The organism is Nocardia brasiliensis, from assembly GCF_011801125.1.
Taxonomy (GTDB): Bacteria; Actinomycetota; Actinomycetes; order Mycobacteriales; family Mycobacteriaceae; genus Nocardia; species Nocardia brasiliensis_C.
The window spans coordinates 1057788-1075437 of sequence record NZ_CP046171.1; the positions used below are offsets into that span (position 1 = coordinate 1057788).

Sequence of the window (17650 nt, forward strand, 5' to 3'; positions counted from 1 at the left end):
CGAACAACCGCGACGATAATGGCGAGCGAGGAGGAAGCATGCTCTCGGACCACCCGAGCGAGGACGAACTACGGCAGTTCTACGACGAGGCGCTCGCCGCGGTTCGCGAGGGGGCCGGTGTCGCCACCGACAGCGGACTCGATGTGCGTACCGCGAACGCGCTGTGGGCGATCGCCGAGGCCTACCCGAACATCCCGGATCACCTGATCGCGGCCGCCGACGCCGCCTTCGCCGGCCAATTGGACGGCTCCAACGCGGCGGCCCGGCAGGCCGCGATCGACCGCGCGTTCGAATGAGGTGCGAGCCGCGCCCGTGCGGCGGTAGGGTGACCAGCGAGTTGCTGCACGCCGATCGGGGCCGGAGGGGATTGAGACGATGGAGCTGCACCCTGTCGGCATCTATCGGGAGATGTACAAGCGCGGGCACGACGATCTCCCGTCGATCCACGAGTCGAGCACCGACGACCAGCCCGCCGATCGCGTACGCATTCTCGAGTACCTGCGCAAGGCACCCGAGGTCTTCGACGTCACCGAGGCCGTGCCGAACATGGTCACCGGCGAAGGCTGGATCCAGGGCGGTTCGTCGCCGCACTCCGACGGCGTCTGGATCTGGCGCACCGACTCCATCGAGTACCTCTCGGCCCGCCCGCTCGCCCTGCCCGACGAATTCGTCCGCCGGGTGCGCGCCAACGACTACGTGTCGCCCGAATACGACCTGCTCGACGACGCTTTCCGGGAGGCGTACCTGCGTTACTTCTGAGGGTGGGGCCGATGCCTCGGACACGATGCATGTGTGCCACCAAGATTCGGGTCTGTACGTGCGAGTCGAGCACTAGTACCCATAGGATTGGACGCTGTAGTAACTGGCTGCGAAGCCGACGTGCACACAGCGTCAGCATCGCGGCTGCGAGGAGGGCAAGTAGCTGATGAGGGAGCCAGCGCATGCGCGTCGTTCGATGCCGGGGACGGGTAGGGGGCTTGCTGCTGCCGGGCAGCGCCGCTGTTGCCGTACTCGGAACTTCGAGCTGCTAGGAGCGTGATCGATGGGTGAGCCGAAGGACGACTGGAAGGCCTTCAAGAGGCCAGGTGCGCTCAAGCTGAGCAATGAGGTCGCGACGAAGGCGGCGACCTATTGTGCCGACATGCTCGACATCATCGATCTGGTTGTCGGGCGGGCAGACGAACTGTCGGACCAGAAATTGCCGACCTCTTTCGAACTTTTCGGCCATCTCGCCTCTGGTAAAGAGATGACCAGAGAAGTTTACAAGATGGGCACGAAGTTTCGAGAAGAGGTCATCGAAGCCCACAAGAAAATCCTGACCGACATGGCTCAGTCTTTTCTGATCGCGGGTAACAAATACAAGAACGCGGACGCGGATTCTCGGTCGGCGCTCACCACGTTGCAGAACAGCCGGCATCCCAGTGAAGGTATCGAGCACGCCGAGCAGCACTACAACGGGGAAGTCGCCGACCCGGATCATTGGTACGACGACAAGCTTCCCGCGCCGAAGGACAAATATGAGAAGTCCAAGCGTGACGACAAGGGTAACTGGCAGATCGGGAAGTACGAAGGTTTGCCGTCTGGTTTGAAGGTCACGGACAAGGGCGCGGTGATCGAGGCCGAGCCCGCATCGACCCTCAGTTTCGAGGACCTGCACAAGTTGTATACCACGTTGCAGGGCATCGACTACGTTCAAGACTTGGCTTCGGACTGGCACCGGATGGCGGTACAGCTGGACCGGGGATTCGCCGATTTCAAGCGGGATATCTCGAATCTGGTGGATTCGGAGGAATGGACCGGCTACGGCGCCAACAGTGCAAAGACGGCTGTCAATATCTATACCGGTACCGGTTCGGCTCTGGTGCAATCCATGTACGCCATGAGCAGTAATCTGATAGACGCGTACAACTGGGGCAAGACCACTCAGGTGAATATGCCGGAGTCTCCTGCCAATACCTTGAGTAAGGAGAATCAGAATATCGAGCTCGGGCTGGCCCGGGACACCTTCAAGGCCTGGTATGAGCCGGGTATGGAGACCACTTCTACCGCGTTCCCGGCATTGCCGATGCCCGAAGGTCCCAAGCAGCAGACCCAGGAGCCCGGTCCGCCCGGCCCTCCTGGGCCGCCCGGACCGCCCGGAACGGCTAGCCCCGGACTCAACCAGAAGCAGCAGCAGGACCAGCAGCGACGCTTGCAGGAACAGGCTGAGCAGCAGCGCAAGGCGCTCGAAGAACAGATGGCGCGGGCACGGCAGGAACAGCAGCAGCGGGCGCTGGAGCAGCAGCGCCAAGAGCAGCAGCGAGCCGCGCAACAGGCCGCTCAGCAGGCTGTGCAACAGGCCTCGCAGATAGCCCAGCAGGTCGGCAAGGCGGGTGAGCAGCTCGGGCAGCAGTTGTCCAGTGCGATGCAGCAGGCCGCGCAGCAGGCGGGCTTGGCCGGGTTGCCCGGCTTGCCCAGCCTCAAGGATCTGGAGGAGCAGGCGAAGAAGGCGATGGGCACCGCGGGCAAAGGCGCCGGTGGCTCGGGTGGCCCAGGCGGTGCGCCGAAAGGGCTCACAAATCAAACCCTGGACAAGGCATCCAAACTGTTCCCCCGCGCCGAAGCGACGACTACGGGCACCGCGGCGGCGTCGCGTGCGGGCCTGGCTGCCAGTGGCATGGGGATGGGCCCCGGCCCCGGCCCCGGTGCCGCAGGTCAGCAGAAGGAGCACAAGCGGGCCGACTACCTCGATTCGACCGAGCATCTGGAAGACGCGATCGGTGATGCGCCGGTAGTGGTCAAACCTGTTGTAGAGCAATGAACCGCACCTGGAGGCTCACCGACCTCGAACTCTTCGCCGTCTGGGAACGGGCGACGACGACATGGCTGCCATGGCCGTTGGTCTGCACCACTCGGGCCCGTACCCGTAGCGAGCTCGACTACGAAATGCGGCAGGCCGAGAATCACGTCGCGGCCACGTACCCGGAGTTCATGACTGAGGTACTGGAGACATTGCGTTCTCCGGAAATCTCGATCGCGGTTAACGGATACGACGGACGTGACGAAAACAAAGTGGACAGCCTGGTGCGGGTATTGGCCGTTCGTCGCGGCGACACGGGTTACGTCGTAACGCAGAAGCCCGGTGAAACGTATTGGCATAGTGGTGGGTACACCATCGCCGAATGTGACGCGGTGCGATTGGCCGACGAGGTGGTGGCAGCACTGCCCGCCGCCCCGGCGGGCCGGGAGGCCGACTTCCTTCTGCCTGCGGCGGATCGAGCCGAGGAACTGGACTATTCGTTCGCCAGTTCTGTTGTGCGAGATTCCTTTTCGGATCCGGTCCATCTGCGTTCCGAGAGGTTTCTGGCGGCGCCGATCGAGTATCAAGGCACTGTCGATGTTCGGCAGGGGCGGTCGCGATTCGGTCCGCGCGGGGTCACTCGGCATCAACTCCAATGGCGTGACCTGGAGGATGACGGTCGTTATGTGATCAGTGAGGAATCGCCGCCGGTGGCGGTGCCGGCCGATAGCAAGCGGTTCGTGCAGCTGATCAACAGTCGGGTCGCCGAGGTGGTTCGCGTCATCAAAGACGAACGAGCATAAAGGGGGTTGACGTGCGTGAGACGCTGTTATTGATCCCATGTCTGGAGAGGGGCGGATATGACGGCACCTGAAGACGATTCGGGACAGGAGTTTCCGACGGAATTCGTCGTGACCTCGCTGACCGGGTCGATTGCCGTGCGCACCACCGAACAGGGCCTCCCGCTGGGTGTCAAGCTCGATCAAGATCAATTGCGGCGCGCGCCGGAGGCGCTGGCGGCCGAGATTCTGCGATTGTGCAAGCAGTCGGCGAATCGGGCCGGGCTGGCCAGACGGAACCAATTGAAAGAAGCGGGTTTCACCTCCGAGATGCTGGCGATGACCGGGCTGCCCACCGAGCAGGAGGTCGCTCGGCAGGAGATCATCGAGGAGCAGGAATACGAGACCGAGCCGCAGAGCTGGCTCCGATCGGTCTGAGCGGGAACAGGATTCGGGAGGACGGCATGGTCGAAACGATGGACGAGCTGATCGCTCGGGTGCAGCAGCAGATGTACCGGCTGCGCGATCTCAACGACGCGACCGCCGGGATCCTGATGACCGAAACCTCGCCAGACGGCGCGGTCACGGCGTCGGTGGACGGCAACGGCGCGCTGGTCGGGCTGGAGCTGTCCGCGGCGATCGGCAAGCTCTCGCCTGCCGAGTTCGAGAAGACACTGGTCGATACCGCGCGAGCGGCGGCATATCGGGCCTTCGCCGAGCGGGCCGAACTGGTCACCGCTTACAACGAGGAAAGCACGGGGTGAGCGCACCGGATGAGCCCGCGGTTATCAGCGAATTACGTTCCGATAGGTAAGGTTTTGCACGAAACATCGAGGGGTGTTTCGGGATTGGACACACAGTCATGAATCACATTGAAGTTGTTCCGGATGCGGTTCGGGCCTATGGTTCCGCCTCGGCCGCGATGGCCGCGGGTGTCGCGTCGGCGGGCGCGGTAGACCAAGCCGCCACCATCGCGACTGTGGTGCCGGTGTTCGGCCTGATCGGTCAGGAGTTCCTCGCCTCGTTCGCGTTCGCGCAGGCGAACCATCTGTCCTCGGTGGCCGAACTGGCCGCGGTGCACGCCGGCACGGCGCTCACCGCGCACCAGGCGGCGAGCACCTACGAGGCCACCGACAGCGCGTCCGGCGCGGCCATCGGATCGGTCAGCTCGCAGTCATGACCATCCCTGGGGCCATCCCACCGCCCGGGGCGGAGCCACTGGATCCCACTGTGCTGGATCTGTTGCGCGGCAGTGCTCTTGCCCCGATGCTCGACCAACCGGTGAACGACATCCTGCACAACATGGGCCTGCCCAACCTGCCAGAGATGCCGTCGTTCATCCAGATGCCGGAGATGCCGCCGCTGCCGCCGCTCGACCTGACGGCGCTGATGCGGCCGTTGACCGATCTGGCATCGGCGTTCGGCAGCGGGCAACTGCCCGCGGCCGCGCCCGCGCCCGCTCCGGCCAACGCGGACGGCACGCAGAACGCGGCCGCACCGGCACCGGCGCCAGACCCGACCCAGTTGCTGTCCGGCATCTCCCAGGTGATGCAGACGGTGATGCAGGTCGGCTCCACGGCGATTCAGACGGCGATGTCGGTCTGGCAGGGCCTGGCGGCGATGGAGGCGGCGAAGAAAGCCGGTGAGGCACAGGCGGATGCGGGCAAGCTGCAGGCGCAGAGCACCGAGGAAAAAGTCGTGCTCGCCGAGGCGGCGGGCAGCGTCTTCACCGGCGCGGGCCTGATGTCGGCGGTGGTCGCGAAGTTCTCCACGACCCTCGCGCTGGCACCGCTTTACGCGGCAACGCCCGCGGGTCAGGTATTCCTGGCGGCGTCGGCGGTCGAGGCGATGGCCGAGGCGCTCGGCATCACCGTAAAGACCAAGGGCGAACTGCTCGGGCACAGCGGCACCATGACCAAGGCGGGCACCAAGGTCCCGATCACCAACGCGCCCAAGGGCGTTGCCGGTGCGGGCGGCGCCGATCAGCTCGGCCAGCTGATGAGCTTGGTGACGCCGTTGATCAGCACCGCGAGCACGGCGGCGCAATCGCTCGGCCAGCTCGCGCAGGCGAGTTCGTCACTCAGCGCTCCGAAGTCGCCGATCGAGTCGAAAGCCCATGTGGCAGGCGAACTCTCCGACGAGGAGAAGGCGAAGGCGGAGGCCGTGCGCGGAGCGGGCCCCGGTGTCGGCGCCTTCGGGCCCGGCCCTGGCGCCGCGGCCGCCCCCGCGCAACCGTTGAACCCGTGGCAGGGCACCCGGGTCGCGAGCGGTTCGGTGGGCGCGCTCACCGGGCTGGGCAGCGTCGGTGCGAGTCCGGCCGCGGCAGCGGCGATGTCGGGCGCGACCGGCGGCAGCGGCGGCATGATGCCGATGGGCGGCGCGGCCGGTGCGATGGGCGCGGCGGGCATGGCCAGGGACGGCGAGTCGTCCTCCGACGCACTGCGCGGGCAGATGGTGACCAGCCAGCACGGCGACGAAGTGGTCGGCCGGATCGAGGGGGTCTCGCTGCCGGTGGTCGGCGCGGCCGACACCACGTCGGAACCGCCACCGGATAAAGAACTCACGTTGTGATTCGAGGAGACTCTCATGAGTGGTGAAGACGCGTTCGCGAGTGTGCAATTCGACGCTGTCGCGGCGGGAAAGGCATCGAACGGACTCGATGTGCTGGCCGACCGGCTGGCCGCGGATCTGCAAGCGGCGGAGGAGGCCCTGCGGATTCAGCCCGCAGGCGCCGACGAAGTCTCCGCGCGGGCGGCGCAGACCGGCAACGAGGTAGCCACCTCGTACCTGGCGAGCGCCCAGGCGAGCGTGCACGAGATGCGCAAGCTGGCGGCCACGTTGCGGATGCACACCAACGAGTTCGCCCAGATCGAGAGTGACAGCGTCGCGGACTTCGACGCCGCGGGCGGCAGGGCCGTCTGAGGCACGGTCCATGGAAGGGCACAGCGCAGCGATGATCGAACCACCGAAGCCAGGGTTCACCGGCGTGGTGTGGGAAGCGCGGCCGCCGGAGCGGCTCGCGCAGGAACTCACCACCGGCCCGGGCTCTTTGCCGATGGCCGAGGCGGCCGCCGAATGGGCGCGGCTCGCAACGGTTTTCGGCGCGGCGGTGCTCGAATACGAGCAGGTCCTCGCTGCGTTGCGCGGTGCTTGGCAGTCCGGGCGCAGCGGCGAAGTGCTGGAGAAGGTGTCCACGCTGCGCCAATGGCTGGTGGATGCGGCGGCGACCGCCAGCTCGAACGCCGCCCGCCTGCAGGCGCAGGTGACGGCGTATGAGGTGGCCAGGCTAGCGATGCCGAACACCGTGGAGATCGAGAAGATCAAGCAGGTGCAGCAGGCGGTGGAGAGCGTGGGCGCCATGCTCGGCGCGCCGATCCGCGCCGTCGCCGCGGACACCGACGCGGACGCCGATGTGGCGAAAGCCGTTGCGTCGCGGGTGATGCGCAGCTACGAGTCGGCGGCCGAGCCGCTGGCGACGCCGTGGCAGCACCAGGAGCCGCCGAAGATCGCGCCGGAGCAGGCACTGGTCGCCGAGCAGTCCGCGGCGGCCGCCGCCGCGGCGGCCCCGAAGGCCATGCCGGGATTCGGGGTGCCGGTCAGGTCGATCGGGGTGCCCGCGCTGCCACCGCGCGCGCTCTCGGCCTATCGCGCGCCGGTGTACTCGCAATCGACCGCGGCCGCCGAGCCGGTCACGCGGGCCACCCAGGTCGGCACCACGGCCGCGACCGGACAGTCCGCGCCGATCGCCCCCGGCGCGATGGGTGCGGGCGGCGGCGCACAGGACTCGGCCCGGTTCCCGCGCGCCAGCCTCGCCGGCGAAGCCGACCAGATCGGGCTCGAGGGCGAAATCCAAGCCGCCCCAGCCGTACTCGGCGGCACCGAGGCAGTGGCGAAGGCGCCCACCGAGACTCGGACCGAATCCGGCGGTGCGCCGTGACCACGCTGACCAACGACGCGTTGCTGGCCGTCGCCGACCGGATCGGGGTGCAGACCCTGCCGCTGGCGCTCGCGGTCGGCCCGCAACAGGATTCGTTCGAGGAGTGGCGGCGCGCGCAGGAGTCCGCGGTGGCCGCGCTGGTCGGCGCCGGCCTGATCGACTCGGAGGGCGAGGTCGATCCGGAGCTGGCCGACGTGCTGTTCACGCTGGCGCATCCGGAACAGGAACTGGCGGCCCGCATCTACACCGGAAGCGAGTCGCGCCGCGTCTGTGTGGTGCGGCGCGGGCACGCGCACGCGGTCGCGGTCCGCTCGGGCGACGAGTTCGAGGTGCGTGCCGTGTGGACCGACGGCTCGGCCGCCGATCTGGTGCGCCCGCTGCTCGCCGCGATGGACGCGTGCTCGCCCGCCGAGATCCCCCATTTCAGCGTCCCCGCAGCGGAGCTGGCCGAGCGGCTCGACGCCGCGACGACCTCCAGCGAGCTCACCGACGCTCTCTATGCCTTGGGTGCCACCGATCGCGACGCCACCACCTTGGGGCTGACCTTCGGTGCGACGCACGCCTACGCCGAGATCGTGGCGTGCGCCCATGAGGATGGTGTGACCACCAGGGCGCCCGGCGCCGTGGCCGTCTACGACACCGCCCGCGGGCGGATCGTCGCGGCGCCGATGGTTTCCCCGGATCAGCAGGTCTGGTCCACGGTCACACCGGGTACCGATCATCGGGTTGCGCAAGCAGTCGCCACGTTGATCGAGGGGTTACCCGGGGGGAGGTGGCTGCCTCAGTAGTTCTCGGGGTGCAACTTCGGTTGTCTCGTATTGCAACGAGATCGCTCGTATGGGACAGCGATCAACAAATATGACGAAAGGTCAAACAAATGTCTCTCACCTCTCTCGGTGGCTCGGGTAAGGCTGTCGGTGTCGAGGCCGGTGGCGTCGACAAGGTCGTCGGCGACCTCGAGACCGCCATCAACAACCTGCGGACCTCGGTCAAGGAAATCGATCAGGCCGCGCAGGACGTGCTGAAGGGCTGGAAGGGCGACGCGTCCGACAAGTTCGTTCAGGTCGCCCGCGACTGGCACGACGAGGCCGAAGACCTGAACAAGCGGCTCGACCAGTTCTCCCAGGCCGTCGACGGCGGCAAGAAGACCCTGCAGGCCATGGACCAGGCCTGACGGTCTGTCCATCCGCTATCGGAACCCCATCGTTCTAAGGAATAACGAATGACCATTCTTTACGATCCCGCAGCCATGAACGAGCTGTACAGCGACCTGCAGAACCACGGCGGCAAGATGAAGGGCGAGATCGACTCGCTCAACGACGCCGCCAAGGCGTTCCACGACAACCTGACCGGTGAGAACGCGTCGCAGGGCTTCGACGCGGCGCACAAGAACCTCACCACCGGCCTCGAGGACACCCTGCAGAAGCTGGATGCCCTCGGTGCTCAGGTCGAGAACGCGCTGCAGCGCGCGCTCGAGGCCGACGGCAAGGTCGGCGACGGTTTCGCCGCGTTCTGACATGTCGGCTACCTGACGGTCGGCCGGAGCCAGCGAGTTCCGGTCGGCCGTTTCGGTTTACGGCTCGACGAGCGTGAATCACCCGCGCCCGCCCAAGCTTTCGCGTGGGCGGGCGCAGTGCGTTGGCCGACGCCCGCGATCGGGGCGGGCGATGCCGCCTCAGCGGGCGGCGAGCGATTCGCCGATGTAGTGCATCTCGTCCGGCGTGGTCACCATGAACACCGTCGCGCTCGCGGTGGCGGTGCGCACGGTGATCCGGTTGGGCGCCAGCGGATCCTGGACCAGCGTGACGTCGGCGTCGATCGGTGCGGGCGGCTCCTCCGGGGTGCGCACATGCACGATGGTCGCCCCGCCCGCGTGCGCGGTGGGCGCGATGCCGTCGAAGACGAGCACGGTCGTGCTCGGGTAGGGCGCGGCGGGCAGCGGTGGCGCCGCGGGCGCGTGATAGCTGGCGCCCGCGGATCGGGGCGCGATCGAGATCACGTGCGGCGCATCGAGATTGGTCACCATGGTGTGCCAGGCGTCGGGCCGTGCGGTGTGCACGATGGCGTGCGCGCCGAGCGCGGTGGCCCGCAGGATCACCTGCTGGGCCAGATCCAGATTGCCGATCACCTCCAGGTGCCTGGTGCCCTCGCCGACCAGCGGCACCGCGATGCCCTGGCCGAGCTCGTCGGCGCCGATCAGCTGCCCGCAGCCCGCGGTGGGCACCGCGATGTCGGTGAGCGCGGCGATGGTGCCGCGGTAGCCGGTATCGGACCCCCAGCGGCCGGTGGTGCCGATCGGCAAGGTGTCCAACAGGATTCGCATCTGGTTGCCCGGCAGCTCACGCAGGCCGGGCAGCGGTGGCTCGTCGGGTTCGAAGGTGGTGTCGAACCGGACGACGGCGTTGAGCACGACGGTGCCCGCGTGGTCGGCCCGGGTGTCGTGGCGCTGCGCGCCGGGGCGCAGCCGCAACGTCACGGTGGTGGACAGGCTCTGCACCGTCCAGATATCGGCGAGCCCGGCCGGGGCGATCATGTCCGCGCCGATCTGATACTGGGTCAGAAACCGGCCCTGGTACTCCAGTGACCTCGGCGATTCGGTGAGCTGATCGACCTCGAAGCCGTGGGTGAGCTCGCGGACCGCGGCGTTCATCTCGGTGGCGGTGAGCACCGAGGTGGCGATGTCGTGCGCGGCGAGCCGGTTGGCCACCCGGCGGGTGGCGATCATCGCGGTGCGCAGCGCCCCGGTGCCACCGCCGCCGCGCTTGTCCACCGCTTCGGCGTTGGCCAGCGGGTCCAGCCGCAGCACCAGCCAGAGGGTGCGGTGCGCGATGGCGGGCAGCGGGCCGAGGATGCGGTCGTAGAGGTGGGAGACGATGCCGGTGCCCGCGGTGCGCGCGCCGGTGCTCACGATGTCGACGCTGGCCAGGGTCAGGTCGAATTGGTCCAAGCAGCGCGCGATCTCGGTGAGCGGCAGCAGTTGGTCGGTGCTCAGCGAACCGCGGCGCAGCAGCGTCATCGTGTCCGGCGGCGGGTCGATGCGCAGCATGGTGAGCAGCAGTTCGCCGTCCCAGCGCACGCCGTAGCCGCCGCCCTCGCTGAACGGCACGTCGAAGGCGGGCGCGTGGGTGAGTTGCTCGGCGGGCCGCAACCCGCTGCGCCGCCGTGCCAGCGCGCCGCCGATCATGCCCGCCGGGGTGCGCCCGCGAATCGGAACCAGGCCGATCAGCGCCACCCCGACGCCGGTACCGATTGCGCCCCAGAGGTTTTCGGTGGTCGCGAGGACGACCCAGGCCAGCGCGGCGGCCAGCACAACCACCGGAACGACCACCCGCAACGGATAGACGCGGAAAAGCCAGAACTCGGGGTCGCGCAGGGTGTCGTAGGTTGAGGCGCGGGTGGATTCCGCCGCCACCGCGGCGTCCTCGCCGTCCTGCCCGGTCGCTGCGTCCGGCCTGGTCTCGTTCACACTCGTCGTCACCGCATTGTCCCTGTCTGCCACCCCGTGCGGGCACTGCCGACAACCATGAAATCATCGGTTCAGGGCTGTCCTGGAATTACGGTACCGTGTCGATGAAGATGGTTCTCGACAGTTCGATGGAGACCTTGTGCCGGCACAGCTGACCACCCGAGCCCAGGTCAACGGGTATCGATTCCTGTTGCGCCGACTCGATCACGCGATGGTGCGGCGCGATGTGCGCATGCTGCACGACCCCATGCGCTCCCAGGTGCGCTCGCTGTGGGTCGGATTGGTGCTCGGCATCCTGATCATCGCGGGTGCGGCGATTCTGAGCTTCCTGCGCCCCCAAGGCGCGGTCGGCGACAACCTCATCGTCTCGGGCAAGCAGAGCGGCGCGCTGTACGTCGTGGTGCAGGCCGAGGACGGCAGCAAGACGCTGCACCCGGTGCTGAACCTCGCCTCGGCCCGGTTGATCACCGGCAGCAATGCCGAGCCGCACGGCGTCAAGGACAGCAAGCTCAACGACATGCCGCGCGGCCCGATGGTCGGCATCCCGGGTGCGCCGAGCGCGCTGCCCGGCTCCTCGCAGGGTTCGCGGTCGGCGTGGACACTCTGCGAGACGATCGCGCTCTCGCAGGGCGGCAGCGCGGCCTCGGCCACCGGCGGCACCACTACGGTCATCGCGGGCAAGCCCGAGCTCGGTGACCGGATCCGCACGGTCGGCGCGGACCAGGCGCTGCTGGTGAAGCGCAGCGACAAGACCTACCTCGTGTACGACGGCAAGCGGGCCGAGATCGACCCGGGCAACTCGGTTCTGGTGCGCGCGCTGAACCTGTCGGCCCACCGGCCGCGCCCGATCGGCACCGGAATGCTCGGCGCGACAACGGAAGTCCCCGCGATCACGGCGCCGCAGATCCCGCAGGCCGGCCAGCCTGGGCCGGGCTCGCTGTCGAAAGTGCCTGTGGGCGGCGTCATTTCGGTCAGCGATGTCGGTGACGGCAAGCCCGGCCTGTACGTGGTGCTCGCCGAGGGGCTTCAGCCGGTTAGCCCGTTCACCGCGCAGCTGATCCGCTTCGCCGACTCGCACGGGATGAGCGATATCCCGACCATGCCGCCGGACGTGCTGGACCGGCTGCCGATCCTGCACTCGTTGCCGGTCGGCGATTTCCCCGTGGAGACCCCGAAGATCCTGAACGCCGAGGATGCGCCGGTCACCTGCGTGGCGTGGACCAAGACGCCGGGCACCGCGCCGGGCAACCGCAAGAACGACGCGGGTGACGGCCCGAATGAGCGCGCGTCGGTCACGCTGCTCGCGGGTGTGCGGGTGCCGATCGCGGAATCGGCCAAGACCGTCACGCTGGCCACCTCCGACGGGACCGGCGACCATGTGGACGCGGTGTACGTCCCGCCGGGCACCGGTGAATTCGTGCAGGTGACCGGCATGGGCCCGGGTAGTCCGCGTCGGGGCAGCCTGTTCTATGTCGCCGACAACGGCGTGCGCTACGGCATCCCCGACATGGCGACCGCGCAGGTGCTCGGCCTCGGGGACACGCCTCGGCTCGCGCCGTGGCCGATCATCGGCCAGATGGTGCCGGGCGCGACCCTGTCCAAGAAGGAAGCGCTCACGGCCCGCGACCAGCTCCCCCTGGAGCCGCCGGAGTAACCGGCGGCCAGGGGCTGGTGCTCGTCAGTCGTTGAAGCCCTTGACGTTCAGCGAGGCGATGATGCCCGACAGGGCGGTGTGCATATCGGGTGCCTCGATGCGCATCAGCATCTTCTCGTCGATGTTGGCCAGGTCCAGTGACTCGTCGTTGGCCAGCCGGAACTCGCGCTCCTCTTCGGCGGCCTCGATGACGTTGCGGATGAACCGGCCGTTGCCCGCCAGGTCGACGCCGCGGCGCGGCTGGCCGCTCTGGTCGGTGCTCTGCAGCGAGTAGAGCTTGGTGCAGGCGATCACGAGCAGTTCGAGCGCTTCGTCGGACAGTTCCGAGTCCCGCTTGTGCGCGATGACCTTGCCGATCTCGCCGAGCTCCTCGGGGGTATAGGAGGGGAACTGCACGCGCTTGGAAAACCGTGATGCCAGACCGTCATTGGCGGCCAGCAGCCGATCGATCTCGCCGTCGTATCCGGCGATGATCACGACCAGCCGGTCGCGGTCGTTCTCCATCCGAGCCAGCAGCGTGTCGACGGCCTCACGGCCGAACGAGTCGCCACCCTGCAGGCCGGTCTGGATCAGCGTGTAGGCCTCGTCGATGAACAGCACGCCGTCCATCGCGCTGTCGATCAGCGCCTCGGTCTTGAGCGCGGTGCCGCCGAGGTTCTGGCTGACGAAGTCGACGCGCTTGGCCTCGACCACCTTGTCGGTCTTCAAAATGCCTACGCCGCAATAGATCTTGGCGACCACGCGGGCGATGGTGGTCTTGCCGGTGCCGGGCGGGCCGGTGAAGGCCAGGTGCTGACCGCGCGCGCCTGCGGCCAGGCCCTTCTCCGCGCGGATCTTGGCCATCTGGGCACTGGACTGGAGCTTGGCCACCTGGGTCTTGACCGAGGAGAGGCCGATCTGGGAGTCCAGCTCCGCGCGGGCCTCGGCCAGGATCTTCTTGGCGCGGTCCTCGGTCTCGGCCTGCTCGATCTGCTTCATCGACGGCGCGGAATCGGGATCCCACTTGTCGGTGCGGGCATCGATCGTCTCGCGGGAGGTGATGCTGATCCGGTAGGTGCGGTCGCGCATCGCGGCGGTGTTCGCCTCGAAATCCGGTGCCTGCGAATACACCTTCTCGAACAGGCCCTGCGCGACTTCCTCGTTGCCGGACTCGCGCAGGCACAGGCCGCGGCAGAACATCGCGGTCGAGCGCGCCGCCGGGATCGGGCCCGCTTCAGCCTGCTCCATCCGGCGGATCGCCTCGCCGAAGAGCCCGAGCTGCGCGCAGGCGGTGCCCACCATGACGTGCGCGCCCGCGGCGAGGTAGGGGTCGTCCCATTCGGCCGAACCGGCCAGCACCGCCATCACATCGGGCCAGCGCTGGGTGTTGTAGTGCAGCACGCCGCGCACGTACGCGCAGATGCGGTTGTCGATCTCGCGGTCGGGGTCGCTGAGCTGGGATTTGCGGTGGGCGTCGAGTTCGTCGAGCACCCGCTCGGCCTCGTCGTACTCCTTGTCCGCGATGAGTTGCGCGGCCCAGGCCAGCCAGATCTCGTTGTAGCTCGCCAACGGATAATCGATGTAGAGGCCGGGCAGGAAGCGACCGGCGAGTTCCCTCGGCTGCAGGCCGAGCCTGCGCTGCTCCCGGTACAGCGTGCTGGTGCTGGTCCGGTGCATGTTGAACAAGACGTCCTTGGTGAGCTCGCCCGCCGCCGCGCGACCGAGCCAGGCGTCGCACATGGTCGGATCCCACTCGGTGGCCCGCTGGAAAGCGAGCTTCGCGTATTCGAGATCGCGCGCGGATTCCTGTCCTTCGATGGACAGTCCGAGTGACAGAATTCCGGCGTCGAAGGCTCGTTGTGCTTGGCGATTGCCGGTCATGGCTGTCTGACCCCGAAGTCTTCGTTCGTAGTAATGGGATGAGTTCTTGTGGACTCCAGACTACCGATCGCGCAGTGCCTGGTCTGTCCGTTACATTAGGTTCAGCTGCCGGGAGGTTGCAACGCAAGTGTTGTCTAGGTGAGAGTCTGACTGGTGTCGAAGTCGTTCACTCAGAAGACGTTCCACCCAGTGCAGCTGGGGCGTGAACAATCGCCAGTGGAGAGGCTGGGGGTCCGGGGTCGTTGATCGAAACACCTACCGGTGGTGCACGCGCCACTGAGCCAGAATTGAGCCGGGTATCCGTTATCGGCGGTAATACTCAGCTCGACGTCGGGCTGCCCGCAACCGTGCCGATTGCCGGCTTCATCGGTGATCTGGTGGCCTTGATCGAATCCCGTAATCCGGAGCAGATCGATGCCGAGGACGATTCGGTGCCGCTGCAGGCCCAGCATTGGACGCTGGCGCGGGTCGGTCAGGAAGCCTTCGCCCCGAGCCGCACGCTCAACGACGCGGACGTGCACGACGGCGAACTGCTCGTGCTGCGCTCGGTCACCTCGAAGGAAGCCCCCGCGCTCTTCGACGACGTGATCGACGCGGTCTCGCGGCTCACCGCCGAGGAGTTCCGCAGCTGGACCGGAAATTCGGCGCGCTGGACCGGCCTGGTGACCTCGGTACTGACCGTGCTCACCGTCATGCTGATGCTGGCGAACGCGCGCGGGCACGGCGACCCGCTCGCGCCCGCGTTCATTCTGACCGCCGCGGGTATCGGCGCCTTCGTCGCCGCGGGCTTCGCCGCTCGCAAATATCTGGACACGATCACCGCCACCTGGTTGTCACTGGACGGCCTGTTATTGGTGTTCGGCGGCGGCGCGCTGTTCGTGCCGAGTGCGCTGGGGAGTGCGCATCTGCTGCTCGGCAGTTCGCTGACGCTGGTCGCCGCGGTGCTCGGCGCCAGGATCATCGGCGCGGGCGCCACCCTGTTCTCCGCCGCGGCCGCGATCAGCGTGATCGCGGGCGGTTCGGCGGCGGTATATCTGGTGTGGCATCCGGGCCTGCCGAAACTGAGTGCTGGTCTGGTGGTGGTCGGCATCGCGCTGCTGTCGATGGTGCCGCGGCTGGCCGCGGGCCTGGCCAGGCTGCCGATCCCGCCGGTGCCGACCGCGGGCGCCGCGATCGACCCGGCCGATCACGAGCCGCGCCCGACCATCGAGGGCATCGGCGCGATCGGCGCCACCGCGCTGCCGTCGGCGGCCGGCCTCGGCGAACGGGCCCGCGCGGCCAACCAGTACCAGTCCGGCCTGATCATCGCGTGCACGCTGAGCGCGGTGATCGGCGCGTTCGGCGCGGCCGATCCGCTGGGCTCGGGGCGCTGGCAGGGCATCACCCTCGCCGTCGTCACCTCGATCATCCTGTGCCTGCGCGGGCGGTCCTTCGCCGATCTCACGCAGGCCGCGACCCTGATCGGGGGTGGTTGCCTGAGCTTCGTCGCGCTGCTCGTCGGGGCTGCCATCGGCGACACGGGTCTGGAACTGCTCGTGGTCGGTCTGCTGGTGGTGTTCGCCGCGGGCGCGGTCGGCTTCGGTGTGATCGGACCGCATATCGAGGTCACCCCGGTGACCAGGCGGATGATCGAGATCTTCGAATACATGCTGATCATCTCGTTGATCCCGCTGGTGTTGTGGATCATGAACGTCTACTCGATGGCCAGAAACATATGAGCGCAGGGAGTTATGCGACCTAGCGCCTTCCGCCGCAGCCTGCTGCGGATGGCCAGCGTCGCCGCAGTGATCGGCGTGGTGAGTCTGCCCACGCCGCCCGCCTTCGCGATCTCACCACCGGTCATAGATCCGGGTGCGCTCCCTGTCGCGCAGGCGCTGAGCGGCCGTCCGGCACCGCTGGAACCCACCGAGCAGCGCGATCTGTGCGCCGAACCTGAGTTCACCGGTGCGCCGCCGAACGAGCCGCCGATCTCGCAGCGGGTGCTCGAACTGCCCGCCGCCTGGCAGTTCAGCAGGGGCGCCGGGCAGAAGGTCGCGGTGATCGACACCGGCGTGAACCGGCACCCGCGGCTGCCCGCGTTGCAACCCGGCGGTGACTATGTCTCCGATACCGACGGCACCGTCGACTGCGACGGGCACGGCACCCTGGTGGCCGGAATCATTGCGGCCCAACCGAGTCCGGGCGACGCGTTCACCGGCGTCGCGCCCGACGCGGAGATCCTCACCATCCGTCAGCTCAGCCTGGCCTACGAGAAGAAGGATCGCGGCGGCGACCGATCGCCGGACAGCATCAGGGCCGACGGATACGGCAGCGTGCTCACCCTGGCCGCGGCGGTGGTCCGCGCGGTCGATCTCGGCGCCACCGTCATCAACATCTCCGAAGTGGCTTGCAGCCCAGCCGGTTCCGATCCCTCCGACTCCTCGCTCGGCGCCGCGGTGAAGTACGCCTACGACCACAACGTGGTGGTGGTGGTCGCCGCGGGCAACGTCGAGTCCGACGGGCCGTGCAAGACCCAGAACGAGGGCCAGGGCTGGGGTGCGGTGAACACCATCGCCAGCCCCGCGTGGTTCTCCAAATATGTGCTCGCGGTGGGTTCGGTGGACGCCGACGGCAAGCCCTCGGAACTCTCGCTGCACGGCCCGTGGGTCAGCGTGGCCGCCATCGGCCGCAACATCGTGTCGCTGGACAGCAAGCCGGGCGGCGTCGGCCTGGTGAACGGCGTGCAGACCAGCGAGGGCATCCGTCCGGTCGACGGCACCAGCTTCGCCTCGCCCTATGTCGCCGGGCTGGCCGCGCTGGTGCGCTCGCGCTTCCCCGATCTGGACGCGCAGGGCGTGATGGACCGGATCACCCGCACCGCGCAGGCGCCGGGCACCGGTCGGGACGACGCGATCGGCGCCGGACTGATCGATCCGCTCGCCGCCTTGACCGCGCAGCTGCCCGATCGGCCCGTGCATGTCGGTGCGGCCGTTGATCGTCCGATCGCGGCGCCGGTCATCCCGCCGGGTCCGGACCCGCGGCCGCGGCGGATCGCGGTGATCGGGTCGCTGGTCTGCCTGTCCGCGCTGGGCGTCGGTATCGCGGTGGCGATTCCGTTCCGCCGCAGACGCAAGGAGATCGAAGCCGAATACGACCCGTAGCGGCAGGCCCCGCGCCGCCCGCCGACAGCTCGACC

At 67.9% G+C, this 17650-nt stretch carries 18 protein-coding genes; 16 read left to right on the forward strand and 2 right to left on the reverse strand.

Annotation, left to right across the window (positions count from 1 at the left end):
* Positions 1–38 precede the first annotated feature (38 nt).
* The 13 genes from F5X71_RS04715 (at position 39) to F5X71_RS04775 (ending at position 9011) form a co-directional block, all read left to right on the forward strand.
* Positions 39–296, forward strand: a complete 258-nt coding sequence (locus tag F5X71_RS04715) for a hypothetical protein (RefSeq protein WP_167460824.1) — start codon at positions 39–41, stop codon at positions 294–296.
* A gap of 79 nt (positions 297–375) precedes the next feature.
* Entirely contained in the window at positions 376–759 is a 384-nt protein-coding gene (locus F5X71_RS04720) for a hypothetical protein (protein ID WP_167460825.1), read from the forward strand.
* A gap of 283 nt (positions 760–1042) precedes the next feature.
* Positions 1043–2800, forward strand: coding sequence for a hypothetical protein (locus tag F5X71_RS04725; protein ID WP_167460826.1), 1758 nt, complete (start codon positions 1043–1045; stop codon positions 2798–2800).
* Positions 2797–3582: an ESX secretion-associated protein EspG gene (locus tag F5X71_RS04730; RefSeq protein ID WP_167460827.1), complete on the forward strand. Its 786-nt coding sequence runs from the start codon at positions 2797–2799 to the stop codon at positions 3580–3582. Before F5X71_RS04725 ends, F5X71_RS04730 begins: the two co-directional genes overlap by 4 nt.
* A gap of 57 nt (positions 3583–3639) precedes the next feature.
* Positions 3640–3996, forward strand: a complete 357-nt coding sequence (locus tag F5X71_RS04735) for a hypothetical protein (RefSeq protein ID WP_167460828.1) — start codon at positions 3640–3642, stop codon at positions 3994–3996.
* 26 nt (positions 3997–4022) lie between these two features.
* Complete coding sequence (locus tag F5X71_RS04740) at positions 4023–4322, forward strand: YbaB/EbfC family nucleoid-associated protein (protein WP_167460829.1); 300 nt, start codon at positions 4023–4025, stop codon at positions 4320–4322.
* A gap of 98 nt (positions 4323–4420) precedes the next feature.
* Positions 4421–4738, forward strand: a complete 318-nt coding sequence (locus tag F5X71_RS04745) for a type VII secretion target (RefSeq protein ID WP_167460830.1) — start codon at positions 4421–4423, stop codon at positions 4736–4738.
* Positions 4735–6129, forward strand: a complete 1395-nt coding sequence (locus F5X71_RS04750; protein ID WP_167460831.1) for a hypothetical protein — start codon at positions 4735–4737, stop codon at positions 6127–6129. Before F5X71_RS04745 ends, F5X71_RS04750 begins: the two co-directional genes overlap by 4 nt.
* 15 nt (positions 6130–6144) lie before the next feature.
* The gene (locus F5X71_RS04755; RefSeq protein WP_167460832.1) at positions 6145–6480 is read left to right on the forward strand and encodes a PE domain-containing protein; all 336 of its coding nucleotides are present in this window, start codon (positions 6145–6147) and stop codon (positions 6478–6480) included.
* A gap of 31 nt (positions 6481–6511) precedes the next feature.
* Entirely contained in the window at positions 6512–7495 is a 984-nt protein-coding gene (locus F5X71_RS04760; protein ID WP_167460833.1) for a PPE domain-containing protein, read from the forward strand.
* Positions 7492–8283 carry an ESX secretion-associated protein EspG gene (locus F5X71_RS04765; RefSeq protein ID WP_167460834.1) on the forward strand — a complete coding sequence of 264 codons (792 nt, stop codon included), beginning with the start codon at positions 7492–7494 and terminating at the stop codon, positions 8281–8283. Before F5X71_RS04760 ends, F5X71_RS04765 begins: the two co-directional genes overlap by 4 nt.
* An 89-nt stretch (positions 8284–8372) precedes the next feature.
* Entirely contained in the window at positions 8373–8669 is a 297-nt protein-coding gene (locus F5X71_RS04770) for a WXG100 family type VII secretion target (protein ID WP_029893149.1), read from the forward strand.
* A gap of 48 nt (positions 8670–8717) precedes the next feature.
* Positions 8718–9011, forward strand: a complete 294-nt coding sequence (locus F5X71_RS04775; protein ID WP_014981756.1) for a WXG100 family type VII secretion target — start codon at positions 8718–8720, stop codon at positions 9009–9011.
* A 159-nt stretch (positions 9012–9170) separates the two neighbouring features.
* On the opposite strand, the gene eccE is transcribed toward F5X71_RS04775, so the two are convergent.
* Positions 9171–10973, reverse strand: coding sequence for a type VII secretion protein EccE (gene eccE / locus F5X71_RS04780; protein WP_238815718.1), 1803 nt, complete (start codon positions 10971–10973; stop codon positions 9171–9173).
* A gap of 127 nt (positions 10974–11100) precedes the next feature.
* On the opposite strand from eccE, the gene eccB reads away from it, so the two are divergent.
* The gene (eccB, locus tag F5X71_RS04785) at positions 11101–12615 is read left to right on the forward strand and encodes a type VII secretion protein EccB (RefSeq protein WP_167460836.1); all 1515 of its coding nucleotides are present in this window, start codon (positions 11101–11103) and stop codon (positions 12613–12615) included.
* Between the two features lie 24 nt (positions 12616–12639).
* Here the strand turns inward: eccB and eccA are convergent, their stop codons facing one another.
* Positions 12640–14475 (reverse strand): type VII secretion AAA-ATPase EccA, encoded by a 1836-nt coding sequence (eccA, locus tag F5X71_RS04790; RefSeq protein ID WP_167460837.1) that lies wholly within the window; start codon positions 14473–14475, stop codon positions 12640–12642.
* 287 nt (positions 14476–14762) lie between these two features.
* Between eccA and eccD the strand changes: the two genes are divergently transcribed.
* Together eccD and mycP are read left to right on the forward strand one after the other, a co-directional pair.
* A complete protein-coding gene (gene eccD, locus F5X71_RS04795) occupies positions 14763–16193 on the forward strand; it encodes a type VII secretion integral membrane protein EccD (protein WP_167460838.1) in 1431 nt (476 codons plus the stop codon).
* A 12-nt stretch (positions 16194–16205) separates the two neighbouring features.
* Positions 16206–17615, forward strand: a complete 1410-nt coding sequence (mycP, locus tag F5X71_RS04800; RefSeq protein WP_275106770.1) for a type VII secretion-associated serine protease mycosin — start codon at positions 16206–16208, stop codon at positions 17613–17615.
* The last annotated feature ends 35 nt before the right edge of the window (positions 17616–17650 follow it).

Bases quoted from the DNA above. Each gene is read 5' to 3' on its own strand.
- F5X71_RS04750 (WP_167460831.1), top strand. From the start codon at position 4,735: ATGACCATCCCTGGGGCCATCCCACCGCCCGGGGCGGAGCCACTGGAT.
- F5X71_RS04730 (WP_167460827.1), top strand. From the start codon at position 2,797: ATGAACCGCACCTGGAGGCTCACCGACCTCGAACTCTTCGCCGTCTGG.
- F5X71_RS04715 (WP_167460824.1), top strand. From the start codon at position 39: ATGCTCTCGGACCACCCGAGCGAGGACGAACTACGGCAGTTCTACGAC.
- F5X71_RS04745 (WP_167460830.1), top strand. From the start codon at position 4,421: ATGAATCACATTGAAGTTGTTCCGGATGCGGTTCGGGCCTATGGTTCC.
- F5X71_RS04725 (WP_167460826.1), top strand. From the start codon at position 1,043: ATGGGTGAGCCGAAGGACGACTGGAAGGCCTTCAAGAGGCCAGGTGCG.
- mycP (WP_275106770.1), top strand. From the start codon at position 16,206: ATGCGACCTAGCGCCTTCCGCCGCAGCCTGCTGCGGATGGCCAGCGTC.
- F5X71_RS04770 (WP_029893149.1), top strand. From the start codon at position 8,373: ATGTCTCTCACCTCTCTCGGTGGCTCGGGTAAGGCTGTCGGTGTCGAG.
- F5X71_RS04740 (WP_167460829.1), top strand. From the start codon at position 4,023: ATGGTCGAAACGATGGACGAGCTGATCGCTCGGGTGCAGCAGCAGATG.
- F5X71_RS04755 (WP_167460832.1), top strand. From the start codon at position 6,145: ATGAGTGGTGAAGACGCGTTCGCGAGTGTGCAATTCGACGCTGTCGCG.
- F5X71_RS04760 (WP_167460833.1), top strand. From the start codon at position 6,512: ATGATCGAACCACCGAAGCCAGGGTTCACCGGCGTGGTGTGGGAAGCG.
- eccA (WP_167460837.1), bottom strand. From the start codon at position 14,475: ATGACCGGCAATCGCCAAGCACAACGAGCCTTCGACGCCGGAATTCTG.
- F5X71_RS04775 (WP_014981756.1), top strand. From the start codon at position 8,718: ATGACCATTCTTTACGATCCCGCAGCCATGAACGAGCTGTACAGCGAC.
- F5X71_RS04720 (WP_167460825.1), top strand. From the start codon at position 376: ATGGAGCTGCACCCTGTCGGCATCTATCGGGAGATGTACAAGCGCGGG.
- F5X71_RS04735 (WP_167460828.1), top strand. From the start codon at position 3,640: ATGACGGCACCTGAAGACGATTCGGGACAGGAGTTTCCGACGGAATTC.